26 protein-coding genes are annotated in these 24,526 nt (G+C 66.8%); 11 read left to right on the top strand and 15 right to left on the bottom strand.

All coding sequences use genetic code 11. The features are described from left to right. Window positions 1-14: 14 nt before the first annotated feature. Both FIU85_RS07995 and FIU85_RS07990 read right to left on the bottom strand, forming a co-directional pair. Complete coding sequence (locus FIU85_RS07995; protein WP_152491238.1) at window positions 15-242, bottom strand: DUF1150 family protein; 228 nt, start codon at window positions 240-242, stop codon at window positions 15-17. A gap of 5 nt (window positions 243-247) precedes the next feature. Further along, entirely contained in the window at window positions 248-661 is a 414-nt protein-coding gene (locus FIU85_RS07990) for an Hsp20 family protein (protein ID WP_152491239.1), read from the bottom strand. Between the two features lie 168 nt (window positions 662-829). On the opposite strand from FIU85_RS07990, the gene FIU85_RS07985 reads away from it, so the two are divergent. From FIU85_RS07985 to FIU85_RS07975, 3 genes are read left to right on the top strand one after another with little or no spacing between them, the layout of a single operon-like run. Continuing rightward, window positions 830-1,054 carry a YdcH family protein gene (locus tag FIU85_RS07985; RefSeq protein WP_152491240.1) on the top strand — a complete coding sequence of 75 codons (225 nt, stop codon included), beginning with the start codon at window positions 830-832 and terminating at the stop codon, window positions 1,052-1,054. 46 nt (window positions 1,055-1,100) lie between these two features. Next, the gene (purE, locus tag FIU85_RS07980; RefSeq protein WP_152496507.1) at window positions 1,101-1,589 is read left to right on the top strand and encodes a 5-(carboxyamino)imidazole ribonucleotide mutase; all 489 of its coding nucleotides are present in this window, start codon (window positions 1,101-1,103) and stop codon (window positions 1,587-1,589) included. Then, the gene (locus FIU85_RS07975; RefSeq protein WP_152496506.1) at window positions 1,582-2,655 is read left to right on the top strand and encodes a 5-(carboxyamino)imidazole ribonucleotide synthase; all 1,074 of its coding nucleotides are present in this window, start codon (window positions 1,582-1,584) and stop codon (window positions 2,653-2,655) included. The genes purE and FIU85_RS07975 overlap by 8 nt, the downstream gene beginning before the upstream one ends. On the opposite strand, the gene FIU85_RS07970 is transcribed toward FIU85_RS07975, so the two are convergent. The 7 genes from FIU85_RS07970 to FIU85_RS07940 all read right to left on the bottom strand — a co-directional run bounded on the left by FIU85_RS07970 (window position 2,652) and on the right by FIU85_RS07940 (window position 9,049). Beyond that, entirely contained in the window at window positions 2,652-3,797 is a 1,146-nt protein-coding gene (locus FIU85_RS07970) for an alpha-D-ribose 1-methylphosphonate 5-triphosphate diphosphatase (protein ID WP_152496505.1), read from the bottom strand. The genes FIU85_RS07975 and FIU85_RS07970 overlap by 4 nt on opposite strands. After that, a complete protein-coding gene (locus FIU85_RS07965) occupies window positions 3,794-4,516 on the bottom strand; it encodes an alpha/beta fold hydrolase (protein WP_152496504.1) in 723 nt (240 codons plus the stop codon). Before FIU85_RS07965 ends, FIU85_RS07970 begins: the two co-directional genes overlap by 4 nt. Before the next feature lie 46 nt (window positions 4,517-4,562). Then, complete coding sequence (locus FIU85_RS07960; RefSeq protein ID WP_152496503.1) at window positions 4,563-5,414, bottom strand: DMT family transporter; 852 nt, start codon at window positions 5,412-5,414, stop codon at window positions 4,563-4,565. A gap of 111 nt (window positions 5,415-5,525) precedes the next feature. Next, a complete protein-coding gene (locus FIU85_RS07955; RefSeq protein WP_152496502.1) occupies window positions 5,526-6,464 on the bottom strand; it encodes a sterol desaturase family protein in 939 nt (312 codons plus the stop codon). After that, complete coding sequence (locus tag FIU85_RS07950) at window positions 6,461-6,853, bottom strand: hypothetical protein (RefSeq protein ID WP_152496501.1); 393 nt, start codon at window positions 6,851-6,853, stop codon at window positions 6,461-6,463. Before FIU85_RS07950 ends, FIU85_RS07955 begins: the two co-directional genes overlap by 4 nt. 58 nt (window positions 6,854-6,911) lie before the next feature. Beyond that, window positions 6,912-8,081 (bottom strand): PLP-dependent aspartate aminotransferase family protein, encoded by a 1,170-nt coding sequence (locus FIU85_RS07945; RefSeq protein WP_152496500.1) that lies wholly within the window; start codon window positions 8,079-8,081, stop codon window positions 6,912-6,914. A 62-nt stretch (window positions 8,082-8,143) separates the two neighbouring features. Next, complete coding sequence (locus tag FIU85_RS07940) at window positions 8,144-9,049, bottom strand: DMT family transporter (RefSeq protein WP_152491249.1); 906 nt, start codon at window positions 9,047-9,049, stop codon at window positions 8,144-8,146. Between the two features lie 271 nt (window positions 9,050-9,320). Here FIU85_RS07940 and FIU85_RS07935 point away from each other — a divergent pair, with 271 nt between their 5' ends. From FIU85_RS07935 to gndA, 3 genes are all read left to right on the top strand, one after another. Next, the gene (locus FIU85_RS07935; RefSeq protein WP_152496499.1) at window positions 9,321-10,508 is read left to right on the top strand and encodes an aspartate aminotransferase family protein; all 1,188 of its coding nucleotides are present in this window, start codon (window positions 9,321-9,323) and stop codon (window positions 10,506-10,508) included. Window positions 10,509-10,519: 11 nt separating this feature from the next. Next, window positions 10,520-11,446, top strand: coding sequence for an ornithine carbamoyltransferase (argF, locus tag FIU85_RS07930; protein WP_152496498.1), 927 nt, complete (start codon window positions 10,520-10,522; stop codon window positions 11,444-11,446). A 262-nt stretch (window positions 11,447-11,708) separates the two neighbouring features. Further along, window positions 11,709-13,115 carry an NADP-dependent phosphogluconate dehydrogenase gene (gene gndA / locus FIU85_RS07925; RefSeq protein ID WP_254703025.1) on the top strand — a complete coding sequence of 469 codons (1,407 nt, stop codon included), beginning with the start codon at window positions 11,709-11,711 and terminating at the stop codon, window positions 13,113-13,115. 84 nt (window positions 13,116-13,199) lie between these two features. On the opposite strand, the gene FIU85_RS07920 is transcribed toward gndA, so the two are convergent. From FIU85_RS07920 to FIU85_RS07905, 4 genes are all read right to left on the bottom strand, one after another. Next, on the bottom strand, window positions 13,200-14,681 hold the full coding sequence (locus FIU85_RS07920) for an inorganic phosphate transporter (protein WP_152496496.1): 1,482 nt from the start codon (window positions 14,679-14,681) through the stop codon (window positions 13,200-13,202). Between the two features lie 80 nt (window positions 14,682-14,761). Beyond that, the gene (locus tag FIU85_RS07915) at window positions 14,762-15,223 is read right to left on the bottom strand and encodes an NUDIX hydrolase (protein WP_152496495.1); all 462 of its coding nucleotides are present in this window, start codon (window positions 15,221-15,223) and stop codon (window positions 14,762-14,764) included. A gap of 91 nt (window positions 15,224-15,314) precedes the next feature. After that, window positions 15,315-17,759: an ATP-dependent helicase HrpB gene (gene hrpB / locus FIU85_RS07910; RefSeq protein WP_152496494.1), complete on the bottom strand. Its 2,445-nt coding sequence runs from the start codon at window positions 17,757-17,759 to the stop codon at window positions 15,315-15,317. 8 nt (window positions 17,760-17,767) lie between these two features. Then, the gene (locus tag FIU85_RS07905) at window positions 17,768-18,490 is read right to left on the bottom strand and encodes a DUF3108 domain-containing protein (RefSeq protein ID WP_172978824.1); all 723 of its coding nucleotides are present in this window, start codon (window positions 18,488-18,490) and stop codon (window positions 17,768-17,770) included. Between the two features lie 261 nt (window positions 18,491-18,751). Between FIU85_RS07905 and meaB the strand changes: the two genes are divergently transcribed. Continuing rightward, window positions 18,752-19,741 (top strand): methylmalonyl Co-A mutase-associated GTPase MeaB, encoded by a 990-nt coding sequence (gene meaB / locus FIU85_RS07900; RefSeq protein ID WP_152491257.1) that lies wholly within the window; start codon window positions 18,752-18,754, stop codon window positions 19,739-19,741. Window positions 19,742-19,991: 250 nt separating this feature from the next. After that, the gene (locus FIU85_RS07895; protein ID WP_152491258.1) at window positions 19,992-20,693 is read left to right on the top strand and encodes a hypothetical protein; all 702 of its coding nucleotides are present in this window, start codon (window positions 19,992-19,994) and stop codon (window positions 20,691-20,693) included. Here the strand turns inward: FIU85_RS07895 and FIU85_RS07890 are convergent. After that, window positions 20,636-21,526 (bottom strand): glycosyltransferase family 10, encoded by an 891-nt coding sequence (locus FIU85_RS07890; RefSeq protein ID WP_152496492.1) that lies wholly within the window; start codon window positions 21,524-21,526, stop codon window positions 20,636-20,638. The two genes, FIU85_RS07895 and FIU85_RS07890, sit on opposite strands and share 58 nt — an antisense overlap. A gap of 147 nt (window positions 21,527-21,673) precedes the next feature. On the opposite strand from FIU85_RS07890, the gene FIU85_RS07885 reads away from it, so the two are divergent. Both FIU85_RS07885 and FIU85_RS07880 read left to right on the top strand, forming a co-directional pair. Continuing rightward, window positions 21,674-22,165 carry a flavin reductase family protein gene (locus tag FIU85_RS07885; RefSeq protein ID WP_152491260.1) on the top strand — a complete coding sequence of 164 codons (492 nt, stop codon included), beginning with the start codon at window positions 21,674-21,676 and terminating at the stop codon, window positions 22,163-22,165. A 140-nt stretch (window positions 22,166-22,305) separates the two neighbouring features. Continuing rightward, on the top strand, window positions 22,306-22,926 hold the full coding sequence (locus tag FIU85_RS07880; RefSeq protein WP_152496491.1) for a hypothetical protein: 621 nt from the start codon (window positions 22,306-22,308) through the stop codon (window positions 22,924-22,926). Between the two features lie 10 nt (window positions 22,927-22,936). Here FIU85_RS07880 and FIU85_RS07875 read toward each other — a convergent pair whose 3' ends face one another. Next, on the bottom strand, window positions 22,937-23,953 hold the full coding sequence (locus tag FIU85_RS07875; protein WP_172978823.1) for a TraB/GumN family protein: 1,017 nt from the start codon (window positions 23,951-23,953) through the stop codon (window positions 22,937-22,939). Window positions 23,954-24,173: 220 nt separating this feature from the next. Between FIU85_RS07875 and groES the strand changes: the two genes are divergently transcribed. After that, window positions 24,174-24,485, top strand: a complete 312-nt coding sequence (gene groES / locus FIU85_RS07870; RefSeq protein ID WP_103763300.1) for a co-chaperone GroES — start codon at window positions 24,174-24,176, stop codon at window positions 24,483-24,485. The last annotated feature ends 41 nt before the right edge of the window (window positions 24,486-24,526 follow it).

Below are 24,526 nucleotides of genomic sequence, written 5' to 3'. Positions count from 1 at the left end.
ACCGAAGTGGGGTTCTAGTGGACCGTGACCGGGTCGAGGTCGTTCTGGCGGGCCAGGACGAAGGCCATCTTGCGGTCGGCGACCAGCGCCAGGCGCTCGCCTTCCTCGTTGTGCACCGCGTAGAGCGTTTCAAGCTCGCCCACCTGCTCGCGCACCTCGTCGGGCAGGTCGTCGGCGTTGACCTGGCGGACATAGACGATGGGACGCTCGGTCTCGTGGTCGAATTCGTACTGCGTGTCCATACTGTTTACCCCTTGTTTATCTTGATGGTCTGAACCACCGTTTCTGGTGCGGCGCGGGTCAGGTCGACGTGCAACAGCCCGTTTTCCATGATCGCCTCGCCCACTTCGACGCCATCGGCCAGCACGAAGCTGCGCTGGAATTGGCGGGCGGCAATGCCGCGATGCAGGAATACCCGACCATCCGAGTCGTCGCGCTGGCGTCCGCGGATCACCAGTTGCCGGTCTTCCAGCGTGATCGACAGGTCCCCTTCGGCGAATCCGGCCACGGCCAGCGTGATGCGATACGAATTCTCCGAGGTCTGTTCGATATTGAAGGGCGGATAGCCTTCGTTCCCCGACTTGGCGCTGCGTTCCAGCAGGCGTTCAAGTTGCTCGAAGCCGAGCATGTAGGGGTGCGATCCCATCGATAGCTTTGTCATGGGCGTGTCCTTATCCAGTCAAGCGACAGTCCGTATAAAAAGGCCCCGTTCGCGGCGACCTCCTGGGATGAATATGGGGCCGTGGGGCGGGGGCTGCAAGGGCTATGCCGGCAAGAGGTTTGGCGCTATTGTCGGGATACGCGGTGGTTTCGGGAGACTCTTGCGCAAATGAACAAGTTTAACGAGCTGTCGATGAAGTCCGACGAGGTGCTGCGGGTGGAACTGGAAGAGTTCCGCCGCCAGCACCGCGATCTGGACGAGGCGATCCGGGCGCTGGAGGAAAAAGGCACGAGTGATCCCCTGACCGTGAAACGCTTCAAGCAACAGAAATTGCGGCTGAAGGACCGGATCCAGTGGATCGAGGATCGGCTGTTGCCGGATATCATTGCGTAGGCAGCGGCGATAGGTATAGTGCGCGCTCCGTAAAGGGGAGCGTGACATGGGCAATCCGCAGATCGGCATCATCATGGGCAGCCAGTCGGACTGGGCCACGATGAAGGAGGCCGCGGTGATTCTGGACGAGCTGGGCGTGGCGTACGAGACGCGCATCGTCTCGGCGCACCGCACGCCGGACCGGCTGTGGGAGTATGGTAAAGCGGCGGTCGACCGTGGACTGAAGGCGATCATCGCCGGGGCCGGCGGCGCCGCGCATCTGCCAGGGATGATGGCCAGCAAGACGCGGGTGCCGGTCATTGGCGTGCCGGTGCAGACCAGGTCGCTCAGCGGTGTCGACAGTCTTTATTCCATCGTGCAGATGCCCAAGGGGTTTCCCGTGGCGACCATGGCGATCGGCGCGGCGGGGGCGGCCAATGCTGGCCTGATGGCGGCGGCGATCCTGGCCAATGGCGATGCGGATCTGGCGGCGCGGCTGGACGAGTGGCGCGCGGCGCTGTCGGCCTCGATCCCCGAGGAGCCCAGCGATGACTGAGCCTTTGCCGCAGGGCGCGGTGATCGGGATCCTGGGGGGCGGTCAACTGGGCCGGATGCTGTCCGTCGCGGCCAGCCGTCTGGGGTTCAAAACCTGTATCTACGAGCCGGCAGGCGATTGCCCGGCGAGCCATGTGTCGAATTTCCATTTCCAGAAATCCTATGAGGTCGAAGACGCGCTGCGGCAGTTCGCCGGCGCCGTGGACGTGGTGACCTACGAGTTCGAGAATATCCCGACCTCGGCCTTGGACGTGCTGGAGGAGGCTCGCCCGATCCGCCCGGGGCGCGAGGCGCTGCGGGTGAGCCAGGACCGGCTGACCGAGAAGGACTTCCTGACCGGGCTGGGGCTGCGCACCGCGCCCTATGCCGACATCACCGATCTGGCGCGCCTGAAGGCCGCGCTGGAGGAGATGGGCACGCCCGCGATCCTGAAGACGCGGCGCTTTGGCTATGACGGCAAGGGGCAGGTGCGGATCAATGATGCGTCCGAGGCCGAGGCCGCGCTGGACGCGATGCAGGGCGCGCCGGCGATCCTGGAAGGGTTCGTCGAGTTCAGCCACGAGGTGTCGGTGATCGGCGCGCGGGGCTTGGACGGGCAGGTGGCCTGTTTCGATCCGGGCGAGAACGTGCACCGCGACGGGATCCTGCACACTACCACGGTGCCCGCGACTCTGAGCACGGCGCAGCGGACGGATGCAGTGCTGCTGGCCGGGCGGATCCTGAACGCGCTGGATTATGTCGGCGTGATCGGCGTGGAGTTGTTCGTGACGCGTCAGGGCCTGATCGTGAACGAGATCGCGCCGCGGGTGCATAATTCGGGGCACTGGACGCAGCAGGGCTGTGCGGTGGACCAGTTCGAGCAGCATATCCGGGCTGTGGCGGGATGGCCGCTGGGGGACGGGTCGCGCTATGCGGACGTGGTGATGGAAAACCTCATTGGCGACGACATGGACCGTGTGCCGGACATTGCCGGGGAGGCCGGGGCGAGCCTGCATCTCTACGGCAAGGCGGAGGCCAAGCCGGGGCGCAAGATGGGGCATGTGAACCGCGTCGGGGGCGCGGGCTAACCGACGAAGCGCGCGGCGACCTCGCCTTTCATGTAGGTGACCTGACCGCCCGAGAGCGTGGCGCAGACATCTCGGGTCTTGGTGTCGACGATGACGAGGTCGGCGCGCTGGCCGGGGGTGAGCGTGCCACGGTCGGTGAGACCCAGAAGCCGTGCCGGACCCGACGAGATCATCCCCCAGGCGGCGGCGAAGTCCATCAGCCCGCCATCTGCCAGCAGGAAGGCGGCGCGGCGCATGGACGGGTAGTGATAATCCGAGGCGAGCGCATCGCACAGCCCCATCGCGATGAGGTCGAGCGCGCTGGCATTGCCCTTGTGCGAGCCGCCGCGCACCACGTTGGGGGCGCCAAGAACGATGGGCGCGCCGGTGGCGCGGGCGGCCTCTGCCGCCTCGGTGGTTTCGGGGAACTCGGCGATGTGGACGCCGCGCGCGTCCCATGCGGCGCGCTGGGCGGCGGTGCTGTCGTCATGGCTGCCAAGTCGCACGGGCTTGTCTGCCAGCCGGACGCAAAGCGCGTCGAGCGCTGCCGGCACTGCCTCCATTCCGGCGTGCAGTGCGTGAATGTCTTCGAGATGCTTGTCGGGGTTCTTGCCGATCCTGAGGGATTTGCCCAAATGGCCCGGGGGCGTCTTGCCCTTGGCCAGCAGGTCATGCGGCAGGTGATCGTTGAACACCAGATAGGGGATGGCGTAGCGGGTGATCCAGGCTTCTATCGTGGCGTAGTCGTCCAGCATGGAAATCTCGAACCGAAGTTGCACGCGCAGGTCGGTGCCGACGCGGGGGCGGATATCGTCGAGGCTTTCCAGCACGCGCCGGGCGAAATCCGGCCCGCGCATCCCGCCTTCCCAGCTGTAGAACTGGGCTAGCGTGGCGGTGGTGATGCCGTTGGCGGCCAATTCGGCCTCGGCGACGATCAGGCCCTGGTCGAGATCCTTCATCGCGCCGCGCCGGGGGGCGAGGTGTTTTTCGAAGGCGTCGCCATGGGCGTCGACGAGTCCCGGCAGGATGAGATAGTCAGTGAGATCGACCTCGCGGGACGGGGTATCGTCGGTGATCAGCCCATCCGCAATGGCGAGAGGCATATCGGTCAGGCCCGAGGGCGTCAGCACCTCGGCCCCGGTCAGGCGTAGGGCAAAGGTCATTCCGTGAGGCCCATGAACATGTCGGTGATGTTCATGTCGTGATCGAACTTGCCGGTGCGCAGGAAGGCCAGCACCTGTGCGATCACGTAAGGATTGTTCATCATGAAGGTGTGGCTGACCGGCAGTTCGATATGATCGGCCATGCCGTCGACCTTGGTGGATTCGACCGACACCTTGCCGTCATCGGCGCCCTCGATCAGGACCGAGAAATAGGGGTTGAGCGAGCGCGTGCCGGCGATGATCCCAAGCTCGAAATCGACCGGGGGCAGCGTGTTGGTGATGCTGTCCGTGCCGGTGTCGAGTTGCATGCCGGCGGGGCCGTTCATCCACTCGAACAGCTCCAGCCCGCCCAATTCGTCCACCAGTTCCGAGCCGTGATTGGGCGGTCCCAGCATGACGACGCGGCCCATGTCGGCGGGGCGGTTGTCGCGCAGCCAGTGGCGCAGGAGGATGCCGCCCATGGAGTGGGTGACGAAATGGATCCTGTCCTCTCCACAGACGCTGACAGCATAGGGCAGGGTTTCCTCGGCCAGTTCGGCGATGTCGAGTTCGGTCGAGGGATAATCCGTGCGGAAGGTGGTGTAGCCTTCGTTCTTCAGCACTTCCTCCATCACGATGAAGGAGGTCTCGGTCCGCGCCAGGCCATGCAGCAGCACCACGCAATCGGCCAGCGCCGGGGCGGGGAGCAGAAGGGCAAGGGCGGTGAGCGCGGCTTTCATGCAGACTGAGATAGGCGTTCCGGCGGCACAGATACAGCCCCGGCGCTCAGGTTTTGCGGCGGCGCGGCATGGAAAGCGCAACGCCGCCCAGAACGATGGCGGAGGAGAGCACGATCTGCACGGTCAGGGACTCGTTCAGGATGAGGATACCGCCCAGGAGCGCGATAATCGGCACGGTGAGTTGCGCGACGGCGGCGACAGAGGCGGCGAGCGATGGCAGGACGGTATACCAGAGCGCGTACCCCAGGCCGGAGGTGACTGCGCCGGTGACAATGGCGAGGAGGATGCCGTAGGTGGTGAGAGGGGCGGCGTCAGCGGGGCTGGGCAGGGCGAGCCAGGCCAGCAGGCCGACGGGGGCGGCGAGGGTGAAGTTGGCGGCGGTTGCCTGAAGCGCGTCTTTCGACTTGCGGCCCGCGAGGGAATAGACGCCCCAGCCGATGCCCGCCAGCGCCATGAGCGCGCCATGCACAGGGCTGACCGGCGTGCCGGCGCCGGGCCACATCAGCCAGGCGAGGCCGGCGAGCGCCAGCCCCGCGCCGATCCAGCGGCGGGCGGGCAGGGATTCGCGCGTCAGGAGGGCGGCGGCGAACATGGTGATCTGGACCATGCCGAAGAGGATGAGCGCGCCAAGCCCCGCATCAAGCGCGCTATAGGCCAGCGAGAAGCCGTACATGTAGACTAGGAGAGAGACGACGCCCGCGACCCGCGCGGGCCCGCCGAGGCGCAGCCCGTCGCGCAGGACGATGCAGAGACCGGCCAGCATCGCCGCCCCCGCCACCAGCCGGATCGCGCCGAAGGGGACGGCGTCGATATGCCCGCCCGCCAAGGCGAGGCGGTTGAGGATGGAATTGGCGGCGAAGGCCACCATCGTCAGGGCGGTGAGCAGGAAGAGGCGCATGGGGTAGCCGTAGCGCGGGGCGGGGGCGAAGGAAACTCACATTGGCGCGGTGGCGGAATTTTGAAGAAATTCCGAGCAAATTTCTTTTGAAGATATTTTCTGCGCCCGGCGTCAGGTGAGCTTCTCGAAACCGGGCGTGTTCGCGTCTTCGGGATGCTTGGCAAGGTGCTTGCGCTTGATCGTCTCGGAGGTGTCGCGGCTGCCGTCATGGCTCCACCCCGGGGGTTGAATGCAGTAGTTCAGCCGGTCGCGCCAGGTGATGCCGGGCTGGATCACGTCGCGGAAGATGCCGACCCATTCGTGGAAGGCCACGCGTATCGGGTTGAAGGTGCCGAGGTTGCGGACGAGGCCGTAATCGACTTTCTCACTGTCCTGCTCGGGGACGAAGGTGCCGAACATCTTGTCCCATATGATGAAGACGCCCGCGTAGTTTGCATCGAGATAGCGCGCGTTGCGGCCGTGGTGGACGCGGTGATGCGAGGGTGTGTTCATCACCGCCTCGAACCAGCGGGGCAGTCGGGTGATCGCCTCGGTATGGATCCAGAACTGGTAGATCAGGTTCAGACCGCCGCAGAAGAGCACCATCGCGGGGTGAAAGCCCAGGAGGATCAGGGGCGCGCGGACCAGCATCATGAAGGTGAAGGTGCCGGTCCATGTCTGGCGCAAGGCGGTCGTCAGGTTGTAGTGCTGCGAGGAATGGTGATTGACGTGGCTGGCCCAGACCCAGCGGATGCGGTGGCCGAAGCGGTGGACCCAGTAGTAGCGCAGGTCATCGAGCACGAAGCACAGGATCACCACCCAGACCGAGGTGCCGAGGTCGAGAGGTGTGATGGCCCAGAGCGCCATGAAGAACCCGTAGGCGACGAAGCCCAGAACGATGCCGGAGGCGACGTTGCCCGCGCCCATCACCAGAGACGTGAGCGCGTCGTAGGTTTCATACCGGCCGCCGCGGCGTTTGACGACGATCCAGACAAGCTCGATCAGGATGAGGGCGATGAAGACGGGAACGGCGAAGTTCACCACGTCGGGATAGGTCAGTTGATCGGTCATCTGCGGGCCTCCATCAGGCCGGGCCAGTGGCGGGCCTCTTCGGGGTCGAGCGTGAGGGTGATGCACGGGGCGGTATAGTCGGGCAGGGCGATGCGCAGGCCGGTGTCGGTCTGCGTGACCTGCGCGCCGTCGAGATACCGCGCGGTAGTGTCGGCGCCCATGGGCCAGACGATTCCGGGGCCTTGCGGCGTTTCCACGAGGGCGGCGTGGCGGTCGTGGCTGAGGATCACGCGCGTCGGCGTATCCTCGGGGAATTCGCGCAGCCAGGCGCGGCGGGCTGCGGCCTCGTCCTCGAACGTGGCGGGTTGCGACAGGCCGAGCAGGTGCAAGAGCACCGCAATGCCTGCGATGCCGAGCACGACCATCGGTAACAAGATGCTGAGCGGCATGTCCTCTTCCCTCGCGTCGTATCTAGCCCGGGAAGGGGGCGCACGATCAAGGGTGACGTTACGACGCCGCGGCGCCGGCGCGATCCAGCGCCTGTTCGAGGTCGGCGATGAGGTCGTCCGCGTCCTCGATCCCGATGGACAGGCGCAGAAGGCGGGGATGGACCGGGAAGCCCTCGCCCGAGACGGTCTTGCGGTGCTCGATCAGGCTTTCGACGCCGCCCAGCGACGTGGCGGGATAGAAGACCTCGCAATAGCGGCTGACGTCGATGGCGGTCTGCTCGGTCCCCTTGACGAGGATTGAGAGCATCCCGCCGTAGAGACCGCCGGTCTGGCGCTTGGCAATCTCGTGGTCGGGATGCGAGGGCAGGCCGGGATACATCACCTTCTCGATGCCCGGATGCCCTTCGAAATGTTGGGCGACGGCCAGGGCATTCTGGGTCGCGCGCTCATAGCGCAGCATCAGCGTGCGCATCCCGCGAATGAGCAGGAAGGCGTCGAAGGAGTGCAGGACGGTGCCCTGGATCATGCGGACGTGGAAAATCTCGTCCCAGTATTCGCCTGTTTCGCGCACAGACAGAACGCCGGCGGTCACGTCGGAATGGCCGTTGAGGTACTTGGTGGCGGAGTGGAACGAGATGTCCGCGCCCAGATCGAGCGCGCGGGTGGCGCAGGGGGGTGTGCCGGTGCAGTCGGTGACAAGCTTGGCCCCGGCGGCATGGGCAATCTCGGCGGCGGCGGCGATGTCGGTCGTGTCCCAGTTGGGGTTGTTGGGGGTCTCGACCCAGACCAGCGCGGTGTCGCCCTTGAGCGTTGTGGCCTGCATCGCATCGAGATCGCCGGCGGGATAGTAGCTGACCCGCAGGCGGTTCTTGGCCTCGTAGGTTTTGAACTGCGCGAGGACGCCATGATACATCACCTCGGGCACCACCACATGGGCGTCGGCGGGCAGGTGTTCGATCACCGCCGTTGCCGCGCCCATGCCCGACGAGAAGAGCAGGCTTTCGGTGGCGCCTTCGAGGTCGGCGATGATCGCCTCGGCCTGTTCGGTGGTGACGTTGCTGTCGCGCCGGTACATGTAGTTTTGGCGCAGTGCGTAGTTTTCATCCCGCGCGTAGGTGGCCGAGGGCTGGATTTGCGGCACGATGGCGCCGGTGGCGGGATCGAGACAACGCAGGGCCTGGGCCAGTTTGGTGGCAGGCGAGAGCGGGCGGTTGGGGCGGTGGGCCATCGGGCAATTCCTTTCAGCGTTGGCGCAGACGGTAGGCATTTGGTTCGCGATGGCAAGCCGGGTCAGAGCGGGCGCGCGGGTGGAACCGTGGGAGATTTGAGCCGCGCCTCTCGCCACGCGAGCAAGGCAGCGCCGGAGAGAACTGTCACGGCGCCGAGAATGGATATCGCGTCGGGCCGGACCGAGAACACGGCGGCATCGTAGAGCGCGGCGAAAACCAGCGTGGCATAGAAGAAGGGGGCCACGAAGCTGGCATCGGCGCGGGCCAGCGCGTTGACGAAGCAGGCTTGCGCGGTGGCCATCAGCAGGCCGATCCCGGCAAGCGCGGCCCACTGTGCCGGGGTGGGCGCGGTCCAGACGAAATAGGCCGCCGCACTGGCGATGAGGCTGCCGAAGAGGTTGTTGATCAGCAGGATCTGAAGCGGGCGTTCGCGGCCCGAAAGAAACTTGATCGCGATGAGTTCCATGCCGAAGCAGGCGGCGGCAGCGAGGGCAAGGAGCGCGCCGGGTTCGATGCTGCCGCCACCGGGGCGGGTCAGGATCAGCGCGCCGAGGAGGGCGATGGCGGCGGCGGTCCATCGGACGGGACCGACCTTTTCGCCAAGGATGGGAATCGCGAGCATCATGCCGAAGACCGGGTTCAGGAAGGTGATCGCGGTGGCGTCGGACAGAGGGATGAACGCGGCGGCGGCGAACATCAGGGTGACGCCGCCCCAGCCGAGGCCCGAGCGCAGAAGGTGCAGGTGCAGCGCGGGGCGCACGACGCGGAACCGCGTGGCGGCGGCGAAGGTCGATATGGTGATGAGCGCGAAGACGAACCGGCCCTGGCTGATCTGCAACGGATGGAGGGCGGGGCCGAGCGCGTCGGTGCCCAGCGCCTTGGCCAGAAGCGTGCAGCCGGCGATGAAGGCGGCGGCGGCAAGGGTCAGGAGCGCGGCGGCGCCGGGGTTCTGGATGGGCGGGGTCATGCTGACTGACGTGGCAGGCGGCAATGGGAAACTCAAGCGCCATATCGAGGCGCGCCAAGAAAACGCTTTGCGCGGGGCGCGGAACCGGCTATGTCAGCGCCCATGATCGAACGCCGCACATATGCCGAGAGCCGACGCCGCCGCGCCTGCGCCTGACGTCCCGTTCGCCTGTTCGATCCCCCCGGTGCCCAAGCGCACCACCTTCTTCCACCATTGACGAACGCCCTGCCATACGGCACTCAAAGGGCTTCCATGTTTGAGGATACCTGCGATGATCCCCTCCGTTCTGCCGACCTATAACCGTGCACCGCTCAGCTTTGTCAAAGGCGAGGGCGCCTGGCTGATCGAGGCGGATGGTCGACGTTTCCTGGACCTTGGCGCGGGTATCGCGGTGAACGCGCTGGGCCATGCGCACCCCGCATTGGTGGCGGCGCTGACCGAGCAGGCGGGGGCGCTGTGGCATACCTCGAACCTCTACCAGATCCCCAAGCAGCAGGAACTGGCCGACAAGCTGGTGGCGGAGACGTTTGCCGATACGGTGTTCTTTTGCAACTCGGGCACCGAGGCGTGCGAACTGGCGGTGAAGATGTGCCGCAAGTATTTTCACGACAAAAGCCAGCCGGACCGCACGGAAATCATCGCTTTTAACGGATCCTTTCACGGCCGGTCGAGCGCCGGGATTGCCGCCGCCGGGTCGGAGAAGATGACCAAGGGGTTCGGGCCGCTGTTGCCGGGGTTCAAGCATGTGCCGTTCGGTGACCATGACGCGCTGCACGCCGCGATTGACGAGAACACCGCGGCGATCCTGCTAGAGCCGGTGCTGGGCGAGGGCGGGATCAAGCCGGTGCCGGACCAGTGCCTGAAGGGGCTGCGCGATCTGTGCGACGAGAAGGGCATCCTTTTGATTTTCGACGAGGTGCAGTGCGGCGTGGGCCGGACCGGCAAGCTCTTTGCGCATGAATGGGCGGGGATCACGCCCGACATCATGATGGTGGCGAAGGGCATCGGCGGGGGCTTTCCGCTGGGCGCGGTGTTGGCCACTGAAGAGGCGGCGCGCGGTATGACGGCGGGCACGCATGGGTCGACCTATGGCGGCAACCCGCTGGGCTGTGCCGTGGGCTACGCGGTGATGGATATCGTGGCCGATCCCGCTTTCCTGGCCGAGGTGAACCGCAAGGCGGGCCTGTTCCGGCAGAAGCTGGAAGGGCTGGTGGCGGCGCATCCGGAGGTGTTCAAGGGCGTGCGCGGATGGGGCCTGATGCTGGGGCTGGAATGCGTGGCGACCAATACCGACGTGGTGGCCGCCGGCTATGAGGCCGAAGTGGCCGTGGTGCCCGCGGCGGAGAACGTGGTGCGCCTGTTGCCGCCGCTGAACATCTCGGATGACGAGATCGGCGAGGCGGTGGCCCGGCTGGACAAGGCGGCGACCGCCGTCAAGACGGCGCTGGCCGAAGTGTGAGGAGCGGGACGATGCAGCATTTTCTGGATATTCACACGACCGACGCGGGCGAATTGCGCGACATCATCGACGGGGCGCGGCACATGAAGACAGCGCGCGCCGGACGGCCGCGCGGTGCGGCGGATGACGAGCAGCCGCTGGCGGGCCGGATGGTGGCGCTGATTTTTGAGAAGCCGTCGACGCGGACGCGCACCAGTTTCGACGTGGGCGTGCGCCAGATGGGCGGCGAGACGATGGTGCTGTCTGGGGCCGACATGCAGCTGGGCCATGGCGAGACGATTGCCGATACCGCGCGGGTGATGAGCCGCTACGTGGACCTGATCATGATCCGGACCTTCGACGAGAGCGTGTTGCAGGAGATGGCCGAGTATGCCGACGTGCCGGTGATCAACGGGCTGACCGACCGCACGCATCCCTGCCAGATCATGGCCGACGTGATGACCTATGAAGAGCATCGCGGGCCCATCAGAGGCAAGAAGGTGGTCTGGGCCGGGGATGGCAACAATGTCTGTTCGTCCTTCCTGCACGCGGCGGGGCAGTTCGGGTTCGACATGACATTCACCGGGCCGTCGCAGCTGGACCCCGAGGAGGAATTCGTCGGGCTGGCACGCAAGGCGGGCAGCACGATCACCATCGAGCGCGACGCGGTCAAAGCGGTGGAGGGCGCGGATCTGGTGGTGACCGATACCTGGGTCAGCATGCATGACAGTCAGTCGAGCAAGGAGCGGCGCCACAACATGCTGCGCCCCTACCAGGTGAATGCCGAGCTGATGAAGCACGCCAAGGACGACGCGCTCTTCATGCATTGCCTGCCCGCGCATCGCGAGGAAGAGGTGACGAGCCCTGTGATGGACGGCCCGCACTCGGTGGTGTTCGACGAGGCCGAGAACCGGCTGCACGCGCAGAAGGCGATCATGCGCTGGTGTCTGGGCGTCTGAGCCTGACCTGAAAGAGCGCGGTTCCCGCGCGCTGGCTGGTCTCGTCGTTGCCCTTGCGCGCGCCTCCTCGGGCGCGGGATGGCGGGTGCGACGCGTCACGGCGCGGTCCGGGTGGCGTGGCGGAGGCCCCGGCCCGCCTTCGGCGAGAGTATTTCTGCCAAGAAAAAGGGCGAGGCGCGGGAAAGGCCGCCGGGTGCGCGACCGGGTTTCTTGGCATCCGGCGCGGGGCGGTCTACGCTGGCCGGGAAGCATGGGAGCGGACATGACAGGCGGCACCGCACAGATTGGCGTATACGGGCTTGGCACGATGGGCAGCGCCCTGGCGCTGAACATGGCCGAGAAGGGCTTCGACGTGGCGGTGACCAACCGCGAGGCGGACTGGATCGGTGCATTTGTCCAGGAGGCCGGGCCGCTGGCCGAGCGCCTGCATCCGCATGACGATTTGCGCGATTTCGTGGCCGGGCTGAAGACGCCGCGGGTGATGCTGTTCATGATCCCGTCGGGCAAGCCGATGGATGCGATGATCGAGGAGGTGGCGCCCCTGCTGGAGGAAGGCGACACGATCATCGACGGCGGCAATGCCGATTTCCACGACACCCGGCGGCGCGCGAAGGCGCTGGCCGGGAAAGGCCTGCATTTCGTCGGCATGGGTGTGTCGGGCGGCGAGCAGGGCGCGCGGCACGGGCCGTCGATGATGGTGGGTGGCAGCGAGCACAGCTGGGATCAGTTGCGCGACGTGTTGCGGGCAATCGCGGCGCGGTATGAAGGTGACCCGTGCGTCGATCATCTTGGCCCCGACGGGGCGGGGCATTTCGTCAAGACCGTGCATAACGGCATCGAATATGCCGACATGCAGGTGATCGCCGAGATCTATGGCCTGTTGCACAACGGCTGCGTCTGGCCGCCGGCGCAGATCGGGGCGCTGTTTTCGAGTTGGAACGACGGCCCGCTGAAATCCTACCTGGTGGAGATCACCGGCGAGCTTTTGGCCTATACCGACCCGGCGACCGGGCATCCGGTGGTGGACGTGATCAAGGATGCGGCGGGGCAGAAAGGCACCGGGCGCTGGACCGTGGTGGAGGCGGTGCGCATGGGACAGGCCGCGACCATGATCGAGGCGGCGGTGGGCGCGCGCGCGTGGTCGTCGGAGAAGGACACGCGCATCAAGGCGCAGGACTTGCTGGGAGGCGAGCGCGGCCTGCTGTCCCTCGACGAGGACATCCTGAAGGAGGCTTTCATGGCGGCGCGGGTTCTGTGCTATGCGCAGGGGTTTCGCGTGCTGGAGGCGGCATCGCAGGAGTACGAGTGGCAGCTGGACCATGCGCGGATCGCCGAGGTCTGGCGCGCCGGGTGCATCATCCGGTCGGTGCTGCTGGACGATATCGCGGCGGCGTTCCGCGAGGATCTGCCGCACGGGCAGTTGTTCCTGTCGCCGCGCTTCGCGGAGATCCTGAAACGCACGGTGCCGTCCCTGCGCAAGGTGGTGGCGGAGGCCGTGGTGGGTGGCCACGCGATCCCGGCGCTGTCGGCGGCGCTGCAATGGTACGACAGTATGCGCCAGGGCTATGGCACCGCCAACATCATCCAGGCACAGCGGGATTTCTTCGGCTATCACGGCTTCGCCCGGTTGGGGCAGGAAGGCAAGTTTCACGGGCCGTGGTGGGAGTGAGCCTTGCGCCCGAAGGGCAAGCGTCTCGAGCGATGGCACGGTCGAGGCCCCTTGCAAGACCGGCGCGGGCGCCGGGGCTGAGGATCAGCCCGTCAGGCTGTTCAGCACGTAGAAGATGAATGCCGACATCAGCGCGGCGGCGGGCACGGTGATGACCCAGGCGGCGACGATGGTCATGAAATGGCTGCGCCGGACCAGCTTGCGCCGGCGGCGTTCCTCGGGGGCGAGGCGCTTGCCCGTGCCGCCGGTTGTCAGCCCTTTCTGAAGGCGGCGTTCCATGTACCATTCGCGGAAGAACCCGACGCCGAAGACCCCGCCCACCGCGATATGCGTGGAACTGACGGGCAGCCCCAGCCAGCTGGCGACGATGACGGTGATCGCCGCCGACAGGGCGACGCAATAGGCGCGCATCGGGTCGAGCTTGGTGATCTGGCTGCCGACCATGCGGATGAGCTTGGGGCCAAAGAGGAACAGGCCGAAGGAGATGCCGAAGGCGCCGATGATCATGACCCAGAGCGGGATCGCCACCTCGCCGGCAAAGCCACCGGCTTCGGAGGCGTAGACGATGGCGGCCAGGGGGCCCACGGCGTTGGCGACGTCGTTCGCGCCGTGGGCGAAGGACAGCAGCGCCGCCGAGATGATGAGCGGCAGTCCGAACAGCGCCTTGAGCGAGCGGCGGCGGTTTTCCATGCCCTCGGACTGGCGCCGGATCAGGGGGATGGTCACGGCATAGATCACGGCCCCGGTCGCGGCGCCGATCAGCAGGGCCGTGCCGATGTCGATCCTGACGATCCGCTTGAGGCCTTTCATGGCGAGGTAGGTGGCGAAGGTCCCGGCCATCAGGCCAACGAGAATGGGCACCCAGCGGCGGGCGGCGGCGATCTTGTCTTCGCGGTAGGAGATGCGGGTCTTGATCAGGGCGAGGCAGGCGGCAGCGATGACGCCGCCCAGGACCGGCGAGATCACCCAGCTGGCTGCGATGGCGCCCATGGTGGGCCAGTTCACGGTGGCAAGGCCCGCGGCGGCGATGCCCGCGCCCATGACGCCACCGACGACGGAATGGGTGGTCGAGACCGGCGCGCCGACCTTGGTGGCGAGGTTGACCCAGAGCGCGGCCGAGACCAGCGCGGCCATCATCGCCCAGATGAAGGTCTGTGCGTCCTGAATGCCGTCGGGGTCGATGATGTCCTTGGAAATCGTCGATACCACGTCGCCCCCGGCCAGAAGGGCGCCCGCGCTTTCGCAGATGGCGGCGATGACGATGGCGCCGCCCATGGTGAGCGCGTTGGCCCCCACCGCCGGCCCCATGTTGTTGGCCACGTCGTTGGCGCCGATATTGAGCGCCATGTAGGCGCCGAAGATGGCCGCGGCGATCACCACGACGGTGTTGGGCGAAGAGCCGAAGACCAGCGCCGCGCCCAGGCCCGCGAGCACCATGAAGGCCAGCGCGATGCCGAGCGAGATCAGCGGACGCGAGACATAGGCCGTCGCGTACTCGATCTGCGAGATGCGCCCGAGATCCTTGTCGAGCGTCTTCCACTGGTTGTTCTGCGGGTTCTCGGCCAACGGTCCCCTCCCGGTCCGGTTCGGGGCAGAGCGCTAGCCGGTCCGGCGCGGCGGTTCAATGCCACGCCGTCACAAAACTGTTACATTTCCAGCAAAATGGTCTTGAGGCCCGGTTCCTGTACCATTTCAGCCGCATCCGCGGGGCTGACCCAGCGGCGGGTGCGCTGATCATGTTCGGGGTAGATGTCGGCGAGTTGCTTGACGCGGACCTTGAACACCTCGACCTCGACCGGGGCGTCGTAGCCATGGTCGAGATGCTTGTCGTAGGCGTAGCTGCCGACATGGCCCTCGATTGCGGCGCAGTCAGTGACGCCGGCCTCTTCCCAGGCTTCCTGAAGCGCGGCTTCGGCGGCCTTCTTGCCGTCCATCGGCCAGCCCTTGGGCACGATCCAACGGCCAGTGCCGCGGCTGGTGATGAGCAGGACCTGCTTTTCCGCCGTCGGGGTGACGCGGTAACAAAGTGCGGCCACCTGCATTTCGGGTGGTCTGCGTAATATCGGCTGGACGAACTCGGCCCAGGCCCGCTTCATCGTATTTGTCATTGTGCTGCTCGTCTTAAAAAAGTCTTTTCACTATTGTATATACGTTTCTTGCACCAAAAATCAAATTTTGCGTTCAATTTTGCTGAATTGGTCAGGAGTTGCGGCGTTTGGCGCGCAGGGTCGGGTCGGCCTCGCGCGGGTTTTCGGGCCAGGGATGCCTGGGATACCGCCCGCGCATGTCCTTGCGCACGTCGGCATAGGAGCTGTCCCAGAAGCCGGGGATGTCGAGCGTGGTCTGCACCGGGCGGCCCGCGGGCGACAGGAGCGTGACGCGCAGGGGCGTGCGGCCCACCGTGGGATGGGTCGTCTGGCCGAACATTTCCTGCAGGCGCAGGGAAATCTCGGGATGGTCGCCGGAATAGTCGATGGGGATGCGCCGCCCCAGAGGCGTGGTGAAATGGGCCGGGGCGGCGGCATCAAGACGTTGCATCTGGTTATAGGTCAGGCGCGCGCGCAGGGCGTCCAGCATGTCGAAGCGCTTCCAGTCGGCGGCGGTCTTGAGGCCGGTGATGTAGGGCAGGAGCCAGGTTTCGAGGTCTTCGAGGAGGGCGGCGTCGGCCATGTCGGGCAGGCCCTCGCCCGCCTCGCGTAGAAGGGCGACGCGGGCGGCGAAGCGGCGGGCGGGGTCGGACCAGCTGAGGCCGAGGTCGCGGATACCGTCCAGCATGGCAAGGGCCACGGCGTCGTCGGGGGCATCCTTCCACATGCGGTCATCCAGCACGAGCGCGCCGAAACGTTCCTGTTTGCGGGCGATGACGCGGCGGTCGCGGCGGTCCCAGTGGCAGACGTCATGCCAGGCGATCTGATCGGCGAAAAGCGCGCGGAGTTCGGATTCGGAAAGCGCGATGGCCTGCCGGATGCGGGCCTCTCGCGGGTTGCCGTCGAGGTCGGTGGCGACCAGCAGGCGTTGACTGGCCAGCGGATCCTCGTCGGGCAAGAGCGCGCCCTTTCCTCCCGACATCACGAAGCGCGGCGCGTCACCCTTGCGGCGCAGGCCGATGCGATCAGGATAGGCGAGGGCGGCGCATTCGGCGTCGGACAGTCCGCTCGCTTGCGTCGATTTTGCCTGTGAGGCCAGGCGCTTGGCCTCGGCCCGGATGCGCATCACCGCGCCGTGGTTGCTGGGATGCGGGTGGCGGCCCTTGGGGTCGCGCAGCGCGGCCATGCGCAGGGCGAGGTCGACGGGCGCGCCGCGCGGCAGCGGATCGCGGTCGGCCAGCAGGGCGGCGAGCAGGGCCGCGTCCGGTCCGGCGGTGCCCAGCATGTGGGCCAGCCGCGGGTGCAGGGGGAGCTTTGCCAGCGCCTTGCCATGCTCGGTGATGCGGTGGGTCGCGTCCAGCGCGCCCAGCATGTGCAGAAGCGCCTGCGCCTCGGCATAGCTGCCGGGATTGGGCTGGGTCAGGAAGGGCAGATCGTCCGGCGTGGCGCCCCAGAGCGCGAGTTCGAGGGCGAGGCCCGAAAGATCGGTCGCCTCGATTTCGGCAGGCGGATAGGCGGGCAGGGCCCCTTCCTCTCCCTTGGTCCACAGGCGGTAGCAGGTGCCTTCCGCGACGCGCCCCGCGCGGCCTGCGCGTTGCGTGGCCTCGGCGCGGGTGACGGGCTCGGTCACAAGCCGTGACATGCCGGAGCCGGGGTCGAACCGGGCGCGGCGGGACTTGCCGCCGTCGACCACGACGCGGATATCCTCGATGGTCAACGAGGTTTCGGCGATGGAGGTCGCGAGGACGACCTTGCGGCCGTCGCTTACAGGGGCGATGGCGGCGCGTTGGGCGGCGAAATCCATGGCGCCGAAGAGGGGACGGATGTGGCAATCGGGGGTCAGGCGATCCTTCAGGAGCGCCTCGGCGCGGCGAATCTCGCCTTCGCCGGGGAGGAAGACGAGAACGCCGCCCGTTGTTTCCGATACGGCCGTGGTAACGAGGTCTGAAAGGGCCGCGTCCCACCTTGTTTTCTTGGAGACTGGCGCGTCGAGGTGGCGGGTCTCGACCGGGAAACTGCGGCCTTCTGAGGTGACGATGGGGGCCTGCATAAGCTCGGCCACCGGGGCGGCGTCGAGCGTGGCGGACATGGCCAGAAGCATCAGGTCGTCGCGCAAGGCGCCAGCCACTTCGAGGCAGAGGGCGAGGCCGAGGTCTGCATTGAGGGAGCGTTCGTGGAATTCGTCGAAGATCACGGCGCCGATGCCGGTGAGTTCGGGGTCGGACTGGATGCGGCGGGTGAGGATACCCTCGGTGACGACCTCGATCCTGGTGTCGCCCGAGACCTTGGCGTCGCCGCGGACGCGGTAGCCGACTGTTTCGCCTGTCTTTTCGCCCAGGGTCGAGGCCATGCGCTCTGCTGCGGCGCGGGCGGCGAGGCGGCGGGGCTCCAGCATGACGATGCGGCCCTTGGTGAGGTTTGCGACCAGCATTTCAAGGGGCACGACGGTGGTCTTGCCGGCACCGGGCGGGGCCTGCAATACGGCGCGGCCGTGGTCCCGGAGCGCTGTCAGCAGCGCCGGAATCGCGTCGTCTATGGGAAGCCTGTCATGGGTCATGGCCCGCCTTATCGGCGATGCATCGACACTTTGCCATAACGGGTGCGCACGACGACGGTTTCGGCGCGCATGGTGTTTCCCTGCGGGGCGTAGATCACCGTGACGGGCGCGGTGCGGTGGCGCAGTTCACGCTCGGAATAGCCGGCGATGCGGCGGTACTGGCCCGAGCACTGGACCCGCCCGCCTTCGAGCGCGGCGCGGCTGGTCAGGCTGAGGCGGGCGTGGCGATGGCCGTCGTAAACGTCTGCATTCAGGGAACAAAGCTGGTTCGGGGCCTGATCGCGCAGGGCGGCGTAAAGGGCCGTCAGCGGATCGTAGGCGCCGGGCAGGCTGCGCGGGTTGACGGCGGGTGCGCTGCTGCCGGTATCGCCGGTGACGCGGGTGGCGACACCGCCGGAAAAGGAGATCTTGAGGTTGGTGGAGCGGCTGCCCTCGGAGGTGACCTCGGAATAGCTGGCGGGAACGAACCGTTCCCCGGATTTGCCGCCCTGCGCGGCGAGGTCGAAGCTGGCCTGCTTGAGCGCGGACAGCGTGCCCGTGGTGGCGAACCGGGCGCGGACACTGTAGCCGCTGGCCGTCTCGGTGCTGGCCATGGCCATTTCGCCGACCTTGGCGCCGATCATGCGCACGTCGTAGCGCGCCTGCACGCTGTCGGCCAGCGAAGGCGCCGCGCCGAGGGTCGTAAAGAGCGCCGCGAGGGCGAAATGGGTCAACCGGGTCTTGACTGTCACGTTGGAGCCTCTTGCATGGCGTCCGCGATTGGACATGGCGCAAGATGGACCCTAGCACAGTCGATCCGGATTTCATCCCGGCATCTGACACCGGGTCTGTCCGGGAGTGTCGGCGCAACCTGTTACGATTTCGTAAACCCGCCTTGCGGCGGCGGGTGGGGCCGCGGTTGCTGGACATTTCCCGGGTGGCTGGGGCACAAGTCGGAAGGCCCTGACACGGCCGCGCCACGCCGCGCACCGGACCGGAGGAGACGACGCGCCATGACCGACACGGATAAGCTTGCCGATCAACTGCTGGCGCAGGAGCGCCGGGCCCTGGCGCGGTCGATCACGCTGGTGGAAAGCGGGCGGGCCGATCACCGCGAGGCGGCGCAGGCCCTGCTGGACAGGGTCGCGGGGCATGGCAAGCAGGCGATCCGGGTCGGGCTGTCGGGCACGCCGGGTGTCGGAAAAAGCACGTTCATCGAAGCGTTCGGCATGATGCTGACCGGGATGGGGCTGCGGGTGGCGGTGCTGGCGGTGGACCCCAGTTCGGCGCGCTCGGGCGGGTCGATCCTGGGCGACAAGACGCGGATGGAGCGGCTGAGCCGCGAGCCCGGGGCGTTCATCCGCCCCTCGCCCAGCCAGACGCATCTGGGCGGCGTGGCGCGGCGCACGCGCGAGGCGGTGACGCTGTGCGAGGCGGCGGGATTCGACGTGGTGCTGATCGAGACGGTGGGCGTGGGCCAATCCGAGACGGTGGTGTCGGAGATGTGCGATCTGTTCCTGCTGCTGCTGGCGCCCGCGGGCGGGGACGAGTTGCAGGGCGTGAAGCGCGGGATCATGGAGATTGCCGATCTGATCCTTGTAAACAAGGCCGATGGCGATCTGAAATCGGCGGCGACCCGGACCTGCAGCGACTATTCGGGAGCGCTGCGCCTGCTGCGCAAGCGGCCGCAGGACCCGGAGGGTTTCCCGAAGGCGATGATGGTGTCGGCGTTGCAGGACGAGGGGTTGAAAGCGGCCTGGGACGAGATGAACGCGCTGGTCGACTGGCGGCGCGAGAACGGGCATTTCGACGCAAGGCGCGAGGCGCAGGCGCGCTATTGGTTCGGTGAGGAAGTGAAGCGCGGACTGATGGCGCAGCTGGAGACGCCGGAGGCGCGGGCTCTGATGGAAGAGGGCGCCGAGGACGTGGCCGAAGGGCGCACGGTGCCCAGCGTGGCGGCGCAGCGGGTGCTGGACCGTCTGCGCGGTGCGCAGGAGGGTTAATCGGGGCGGCGGCCCGGTTTGGCACGTCGGTATCGCGTCGGTATCCAAGTGGTATTGCGACGGTACGGTTCGCCGCGCTTTCAAACGTTAACGGGACCGGACCGGGGGCGCGCGGTCTTGCATCGTCCTGACGGCGGTGGGCACCCATCCCGGACCTGATCCGGGATCTCCGGCGCGGAGCGCCGCGTCTTGAAAGCGCGCGGTACCGCCGTCAAGCTGCGGGCGCAGATCCTGCCGGAAAGCCTGCCCGATGTATGCCATCTCGCTGACCTCGATCCCGCCGCGCCTTGCCCGCCTCGGGCCGGTTCTGGACGCGCTTCTGGCGCAACGCCCCGCGCCGGAGCATGTCTTTCTGAGCCTGCCCGAGCGCTATGCCCGGTTTCCCGGTCCGGTGACGCTGCCGGCCCTGCCCGCGGGCGTGACGCTGTTGCGCGGCGGCGCGGATCATGGGCCGGCGATGAAGGCACTGCCTGCCGCGCGGGTACTGGCGGGGCGGGACATGCGGCTGATCTATTGCGACGACGACTGGCTACCGGTGTCCGATTGGGCCGCGCAGCTGCTGACCGACGCCGAGGACGTGGCCACGACCGGGCAGGCGTGGGACATCGCGCGTCTGGGGCGGGCGGGCGCCGGGGCCGACATCGCGCAGGGCTTCGCGGGGGTGTGCATCCGTCCCGAATGGCTGGCGGGGCCGGAGGTGGAGCCGCCGCCCGAGGCCACCCTGGCCGACGACATCTGGCTGTCGGGTCAGCTGGCGCGGCAGGGCATCCCGATCCGGGCGCGGCCCGAGGCCCGCCGGCGGTTGTGCCCGGCCTTCGACGATGCGCACGCGCTGCAGGACAGAACGCCGCGTGATGCGGTCAACCGCGCCTGTGCGGCGCTGGTGCATGCCCGCTATGGTATCTGGCCGGAGGCGTCTTCCGCCAGCACGGCGCGGGCGGCGCGCTCGTAGAGGTCGGCATAGAATGCGGCCTGGGGAATCGCCGCCTCCAGCCCGGGCAGGAGCGCGGCATAGCGGGCTTCGGAGAGGTCGCGCAGGGCCTCTTTCATCTCGGTCTCGGTCTGACAGACGATCATGCCGCCGGGGTCGATGAAATCGGCGATGTTGGGACAGCCCCAGTAGATCGGCACGCATTTGCAGAGCAGCGCGTCGATCAGCTTTTCGGTGAAGTAGTTCGCTTCGCGCACGTTCTCGATCACCAGCGAAAAGCGGTAGGGCGCGAGGCCGTCGGCCTTGTGCTCGAAGGGCTGGTAGCCGCCGCCCATCACGTCGACGTCCAGACCGCCCGCCCTGACATGATCGGCCATGGAATGACGCAGCGCGTGCCCTTCCTGGGAACGCTTGGCCGAGGCGATGAGGCTGCAGGCCTTGGTCTTGGTCAGGTCGAGCCGGGTCCAGTCGCCCACCCAGGTGGTGCCCAGGGGAAAGAGCACGCCGTTGGGTATCGCCTCCAGCAGGCCGGGATTGGAACACAGCACCTTGTGGAAGCGGGCGTACTGGTGGCGCAGCTTGCGCATGTGATCGCCGTGGATCGCCTCGGGCTCCAGCACCATGACCGAGACCTTGGACGGTGTGCCCAGCCATGGCCGGCGATAGAGCAGGCTGGAGGTGTTGACGATGAGGTGATCGGTGCGCTCGAGATCGCGCAGGGTCTTGTCGCTGCCGCCGAGCCGGTCGGGACGCCCCTGGGGCCAGACCAGCCGGTCCAGCGGCACCCGGCCCGGGCGCAGCCCCGGGCGGACGTCATAGGGCATCACGGCGATGGCGGGTGAAAGATCTGTCATGGCGGCCCTGATACGGTCAAACCCCGGGCCGCGCAATCCGGCGCGTTCGCATTCGGTTCGGGGCCGTGCGCCATTGACATCCCGGCCCGGGATGCCAGCTTATGCCCCACCCGGAGAGAGACGGGTTCGGGTCAAGAAGGCAGCAGGATGACAGAGGCGCGCGACGCATTCATCGGGGCCATGCGGCAGGTGGCCGCGACGGTGACCGTTGTCACGACGGATGGTCCCGCCGGCAAGGCGGGGGCCACGGTCAGTGCGTTCACGTCGCTGTCGGCCGACCCGCCGTCGGTGCTGGTGTGCCTGAAGGCCGACAGCAGCATCGCGCTGGCGGTGGATGCCAACGGCACGTTCTGCGTCAACATCCTGCCCGAGGATGCCGACCACCTGGCCCGCCGCTTTGCCGGGATGTTCGATGCCGACAGCCCCGACCGTTTCGAGGGCGTCGAGGTCGTCGACACGGAATACGGCCCGCTCCTGCCCCGTGCGACGGCGTTTTCGTGCAGCCTGACGCATCGCCATGTCCATGGCAGCCACGCCATCTGCATTGGCGATGTCACGGGCATTTCCGATGCCGGGGAAAGGCCGCTGACCTATATGAGCGGCAGTTTTCATATCGTGCGTCCCAAGGCGCAGGTCTGATCCGGGCCGGCGCCGCGCGGCGCGTCTGCAACCATCTCGCGATTTCCCTGATTTCCGCGCAATCACGCTTTCGGTCCGCCGCAATCTCGCCCCGATTCGCGCTTAACGCTGCGTTAAACGACGGGCGAAGGAAGGGCGAGATGAGCTATCTTGAGGCGGGCAGGAAGGTCGGCAGCAGTACGATCGACATGCAGGCGACGATGCGCGGGCTTGTCGCCGGCGAACGGTTGCAGCGGTTCAAGCTGGAGGCCGTGACGGAAATGGCGTTGCGCGTCGCCGGGATCGTGATGACCATGAGCTCGATCGCGATGTGGTTTTTCCTGCCGGTCGATCCGACGACCGGGCGGCTGGCGTCGTTCGGGCTGATGGCCTCGGTTCTGGCTGCGGCGGGGCTGGGGGTTTTCGCGTTCGGCACGCGCGGGTTCCGTCGTCGCATCACGCTGGACGTGGAGGCGGGCACCCTGACCCTGACCAAGATCAACATTCACGAACAGGCGCGGGTGAACCACGAGATCGACCTTGGCATGATCGAAAGCGTCTTTCTGCGCCGCTCGATCCAGCCCGGTGGCATTGCCACGTTGCTGGTGCGGGTGGCCGGACAGGACGCGCCGGCCATCGCGCTGTCGGGGGATCTGAGCGAGGTCGAGGACGTTCACGCCCAGCTGTGCGCGGTATTGCAACGCGGTTCCGTCCGCCCCGAGCGCGCGGCGACGTTGCGCCTGGCCGGGGCGCGGACCTCCGCGCGGGCGCTCGCCGGCTGAGCCGCGGCCGCTAGAGCGGGACGCGCGACACGGTATAGCCCGCCTGTTCCAGCAGCCTGAGTATGCCGACGTCGCCCGGCAGGTGCCCCGCGCCCACCGCGATCAGCACGTGATCCCCGGGCGTCACCTGCGCGTCCAGCCGTTCGATCCAGCCCTGGTTGCGTTTTTCCAGAAGCAGGTCTTCGACCATGGCGAACCCTTCGGCGCCGGCCTCGCCACCGAATTCCTCGGAGACGTAGCGCGAGAAGGCCAGCGTCAGGGCGATCTCTTCGCTGAGGTAGCGTTCGCGGATGGTGTAGGACAGGTCGTTCATGTCGCCGGGCCAGGCCAGGGACATGCGGATCATCTCGATCTGGTCGTCCATCGGAAAGCTGTCCAGCAGGGTCAGCAGGTCCTCGAAATCCTCCAGCGAACGGCTGGGGGTGCCGGCGTCCCTGGCGCGTTCGCCCACCAGCATGTCGATGCCCTTGGCCTCGAACGCGCCGGCCTGCGCCTCGCAGGGGCCGATGCCCAGCATCATCCCGGCCCAGAGCGGCTTGAACTTGGCGGCCATGAAGCCAGGGATCATCCGGGCCTGCATTTCATCGCGATACCGCTGCCAGTCCTCTTCGCCCAGAAGGTCGGGCAGTGTGGGGCCTTCGGTGATGAACATGAGCGACGGGTTTTCGGCCATCGCCCGCTGCATCGCGGTCTGATCCTTGGTGGACACTTCAAGGTAAATCTTGTCCGCCGCGGTGATCATCGGCTCCAGCCGCTGAAGATGCGCGTCGGTCAGGCGGTGTTCGAAGTGATAGGTGCCGAAAATGTCGATCACCGTGTCGCCGCGCGTGGCCTGCCAATGGATCCCCTCGGAATGGGGCATCGCGGCGGCTTCGCGCTCTAGCTTTTTCCGCGTGCCGGGGTCCAGCGCGTCGATCAGGTCGGCGCCGCCGCAATTGGTGCCTTGGGTTTCTTGCGCGGTCGCGGGCAGGGTGAGGCCGAGGGCCAGGCACAACGGGGCCAGCAGCGCGGTGCGGAAAGTTTTCATCATCTGACCCCTTGTTTTACGTGCTTTAAACAAGATGTAGAGGGGCAGGGCGATGCGCGCAACAAGGGCCCGCCCAGGACCACGCAAAATTATCTCAGACACATATTGACAGCTTCGTGATCGCTCCTTAGCTATGCGCCGTTAGCACTCGACTACGGTGAGTGATAACGGCCTCCGCAGGGAGGCTTGAGGGAAACTTGATAGCCAAGGAGCAAAAGCTATGGCATTCAAACCGCTGCATGACCGCGTGCTTGTACGCCGCGTTGAGAGCGAAGAAAAAACCGCTGGTGGGCTGATTATCCCCGACAGTGCCAAGGAAAAACCCAGCGAAGGTGAAGTCGTTGCTGTTGGCGATGGCGCCCGCAAGGATAATGGCGAGCTGATCGAGATGGCCGTTTCCGTTGGCGATCGCATCCTGTTCGGCAAATGGTCGGGCACGGAAATCACGATCGATGGCGAAGAGCTGCTGATCATGAAAGAGAGCGACATCCTGGGTGTGACGACCGACGCGAAGGCCGCGCAAGCCGCCTGAACGCCCCGGATCGTATCCTAAGCTGAACATCAACCAAAGAC

It is taken from the genome of Roseovarius sp. THAF8 (assembly GCF_009363735.1).
GTDB lineage: Bacteria > Pseudomonadota > Alphaproteobacteria > Rhodobacterales > Rhodobacteraceae > Roseovarius.
Note: the sequence above shows the minus strand (reverse complement) of the source record. Positions and strands in the feature narration are given on the sequence as shown.

What these genes read in the sequence shown, in the direction of transcription:
- purE (WP_152496507.1), top strand. Translation starts at nt 1,101, where the DNA reads ATGGGCAATCCGCAGATCGGCATCATCATGGGCAGCCAGTCGGACTGG.
- hrpB (WP_152496494.1), bottom strand. Translation starts at nt 17,759, where the DNA reads ATGACCCATGACAGGCTTCCCATAGACGACGCGATTCCGGCGCTGCTG.
- FIU85_RS07965 (WP_152496504.1), bottom strand. Translation starts at nt 4,516, where the DNA reads ATGAAAGCCGCGCTCACCGCCCTTGCCCTTCTGCTCCCCGCCCCGGCG.
- FIU85_RS07935 (WP_152496499.1), top strand. Translation starts at nt 9,321, where the DNA reads ATGATCCCCTCCGTTCTGCCGACCTATAACCGTGCACCGCTCAGCTTT.
- FIU85_RS07940 (WP_152491249.1), bottom strand. Translation starts at nt 9,049, where the DNA reads ATGACCCCGCCCATCCAGAACCCCGGCGCCGCCGCGCTCCTGACCCTT.
- FIU85_RS07915 (WP_152496495.1), bottom strand. Translation starts at nt 15,223, where the DNA reads ATGACAAATACGATGAAGCGGGCCTGGGCCGAGTTCGTCCAGCCGATA.
- FIU85_RS07950 (WP_152496501.1), bottom strand. Translation starts at nt 6,853, where the DNA reads ATGCCGCTCAGCATCTTGTTACCGATGGTCGTGCTCGGCATCGCAGGC.
- FIU85_RS07975 (WP_152496506.1), top strand. Translation starts at nt 1,582, where the DNA reads ATGACTGAGCCTTTGCCGCAGGGCGCGGTGATCGGGATCCTGGGGGGC.
- FIU85_RS07885 (WP_152491260.1), top strand. Translation starts at nt 21,674, where the DNA reads ATGACAGAGGCGCGCGACGCATTCATCGGGGCCATGCGGCAGGTGGCC.
- meaB (WP_152491257.1), top strand. Translation starts at nt 18,752, where the DNA reads ATGACCGACACGGATAAGCTTGCCGATCAACTGCTGGCGCAGGAGCGC.
- gndA (WP_254703025.1), top strand. Translation starts at nt 11,709, where the DNA reads ATGACAGGCGGCACCGCACAGATTGGCGTATACGGGCTTGGCACGATG.
- FIU85_RS07985 (WP_152491240.1), top strand. Translation starts at nt 830, where the DNA reads ATGAACAAGTTTAACGAGCTGTCGATGAAGTCCGACGAGGTGCTGCGG.
- FIU85_RS07945 (WP_152496500.1), bottom strand. Translation starts at nt 8,081, where the DNA reads ATGGCCCACCGCCCCAACCGCCCGCTCTCGCCTGCCACCAAACTGGCC.
- FIU85_RS07895 (WP_152491258.1), top strand. Translation starts at nt 19,992, where the DNA reads ATGTATGCCATCTCGCTGACCTCGATCCCGCCGCGCCTTGCCCGCCTC.
- FIU85_RS07970 (WP_152496505.1), bottom strand. Translation starts at nt 3,797, where the DNA reads ATGACCTTTGCCCTACGCCTGACCGGGGCCGAGGTGCTGACGCCCTCG.
- FIU85_RS07990 (WP_152491239.1), bottom strand. Translation starts at nt 661, where the DNA reads ATGACAAAGCTATCGATGGGATCGCACCCCTACATGCTCGGCTTCGAG.
- FIU85_RS07955 (WP_152496502.1), bottom strand. Translation starts at nt 6,464, where the DNA reads ATGACCGATCAACTGACCTATCCCGACGTGGTGAACTTCGCCGTTCCC.
- FIU85_RS07890 (WP_152496492.1), bottom strand. Translation starts at nt 21,526, where the DNA reads ATGACAGATCTTTCACCCGCCATCGCCGTGATGCCCTATGACGTCCGC.
- FIU85_RS07880 (WP_152496491.1), top strand. Translation starts at nt 22,306, where the DNA reads ATGAGCTATCTTGAGGCGGGCAGGAAGGTCGGCAGCAGTACGATCGAC.
- FIU85_RS07875 (WP_172978823.1), bottom strand. Translation starts at nt 23,953, where the DNA reads ATGAAAACTTTCCGCACCGCGCTGCTGGCCCCGTTGTGCCTGGCCCTC.
- argF (WP_152496498.1), top strand. Translation starts at nt 10,520, where the DNA reads ATGCAGCATTTTCTGGATATTCACACGACCGACGCGGGCGAATTGCGC.
- FIU85_RS07960 (WP_152496503.1), bottom strand. Translation starts at nt 5,414, where the DNA reads ATGCGCCTCTTCCTGCTCACCGCCCTGACGATGGTGGCCTTCGCCGCC.
- FIU85_RS07995 (WP_152491238.1), bottom strand. Translation starts at nt 242, where the DNA reads ATGGACACGCAGTACGAATTCGACCACGAGACCGAGCGTCCCATCGTC.
- groES (WP_103763300.1), top strand. Translation starts at nt 24,174, where the DNA reads ATGGCATTCAAACCGCTGCATGACCGCGTGCTTGTACGCCGCGTTGAG.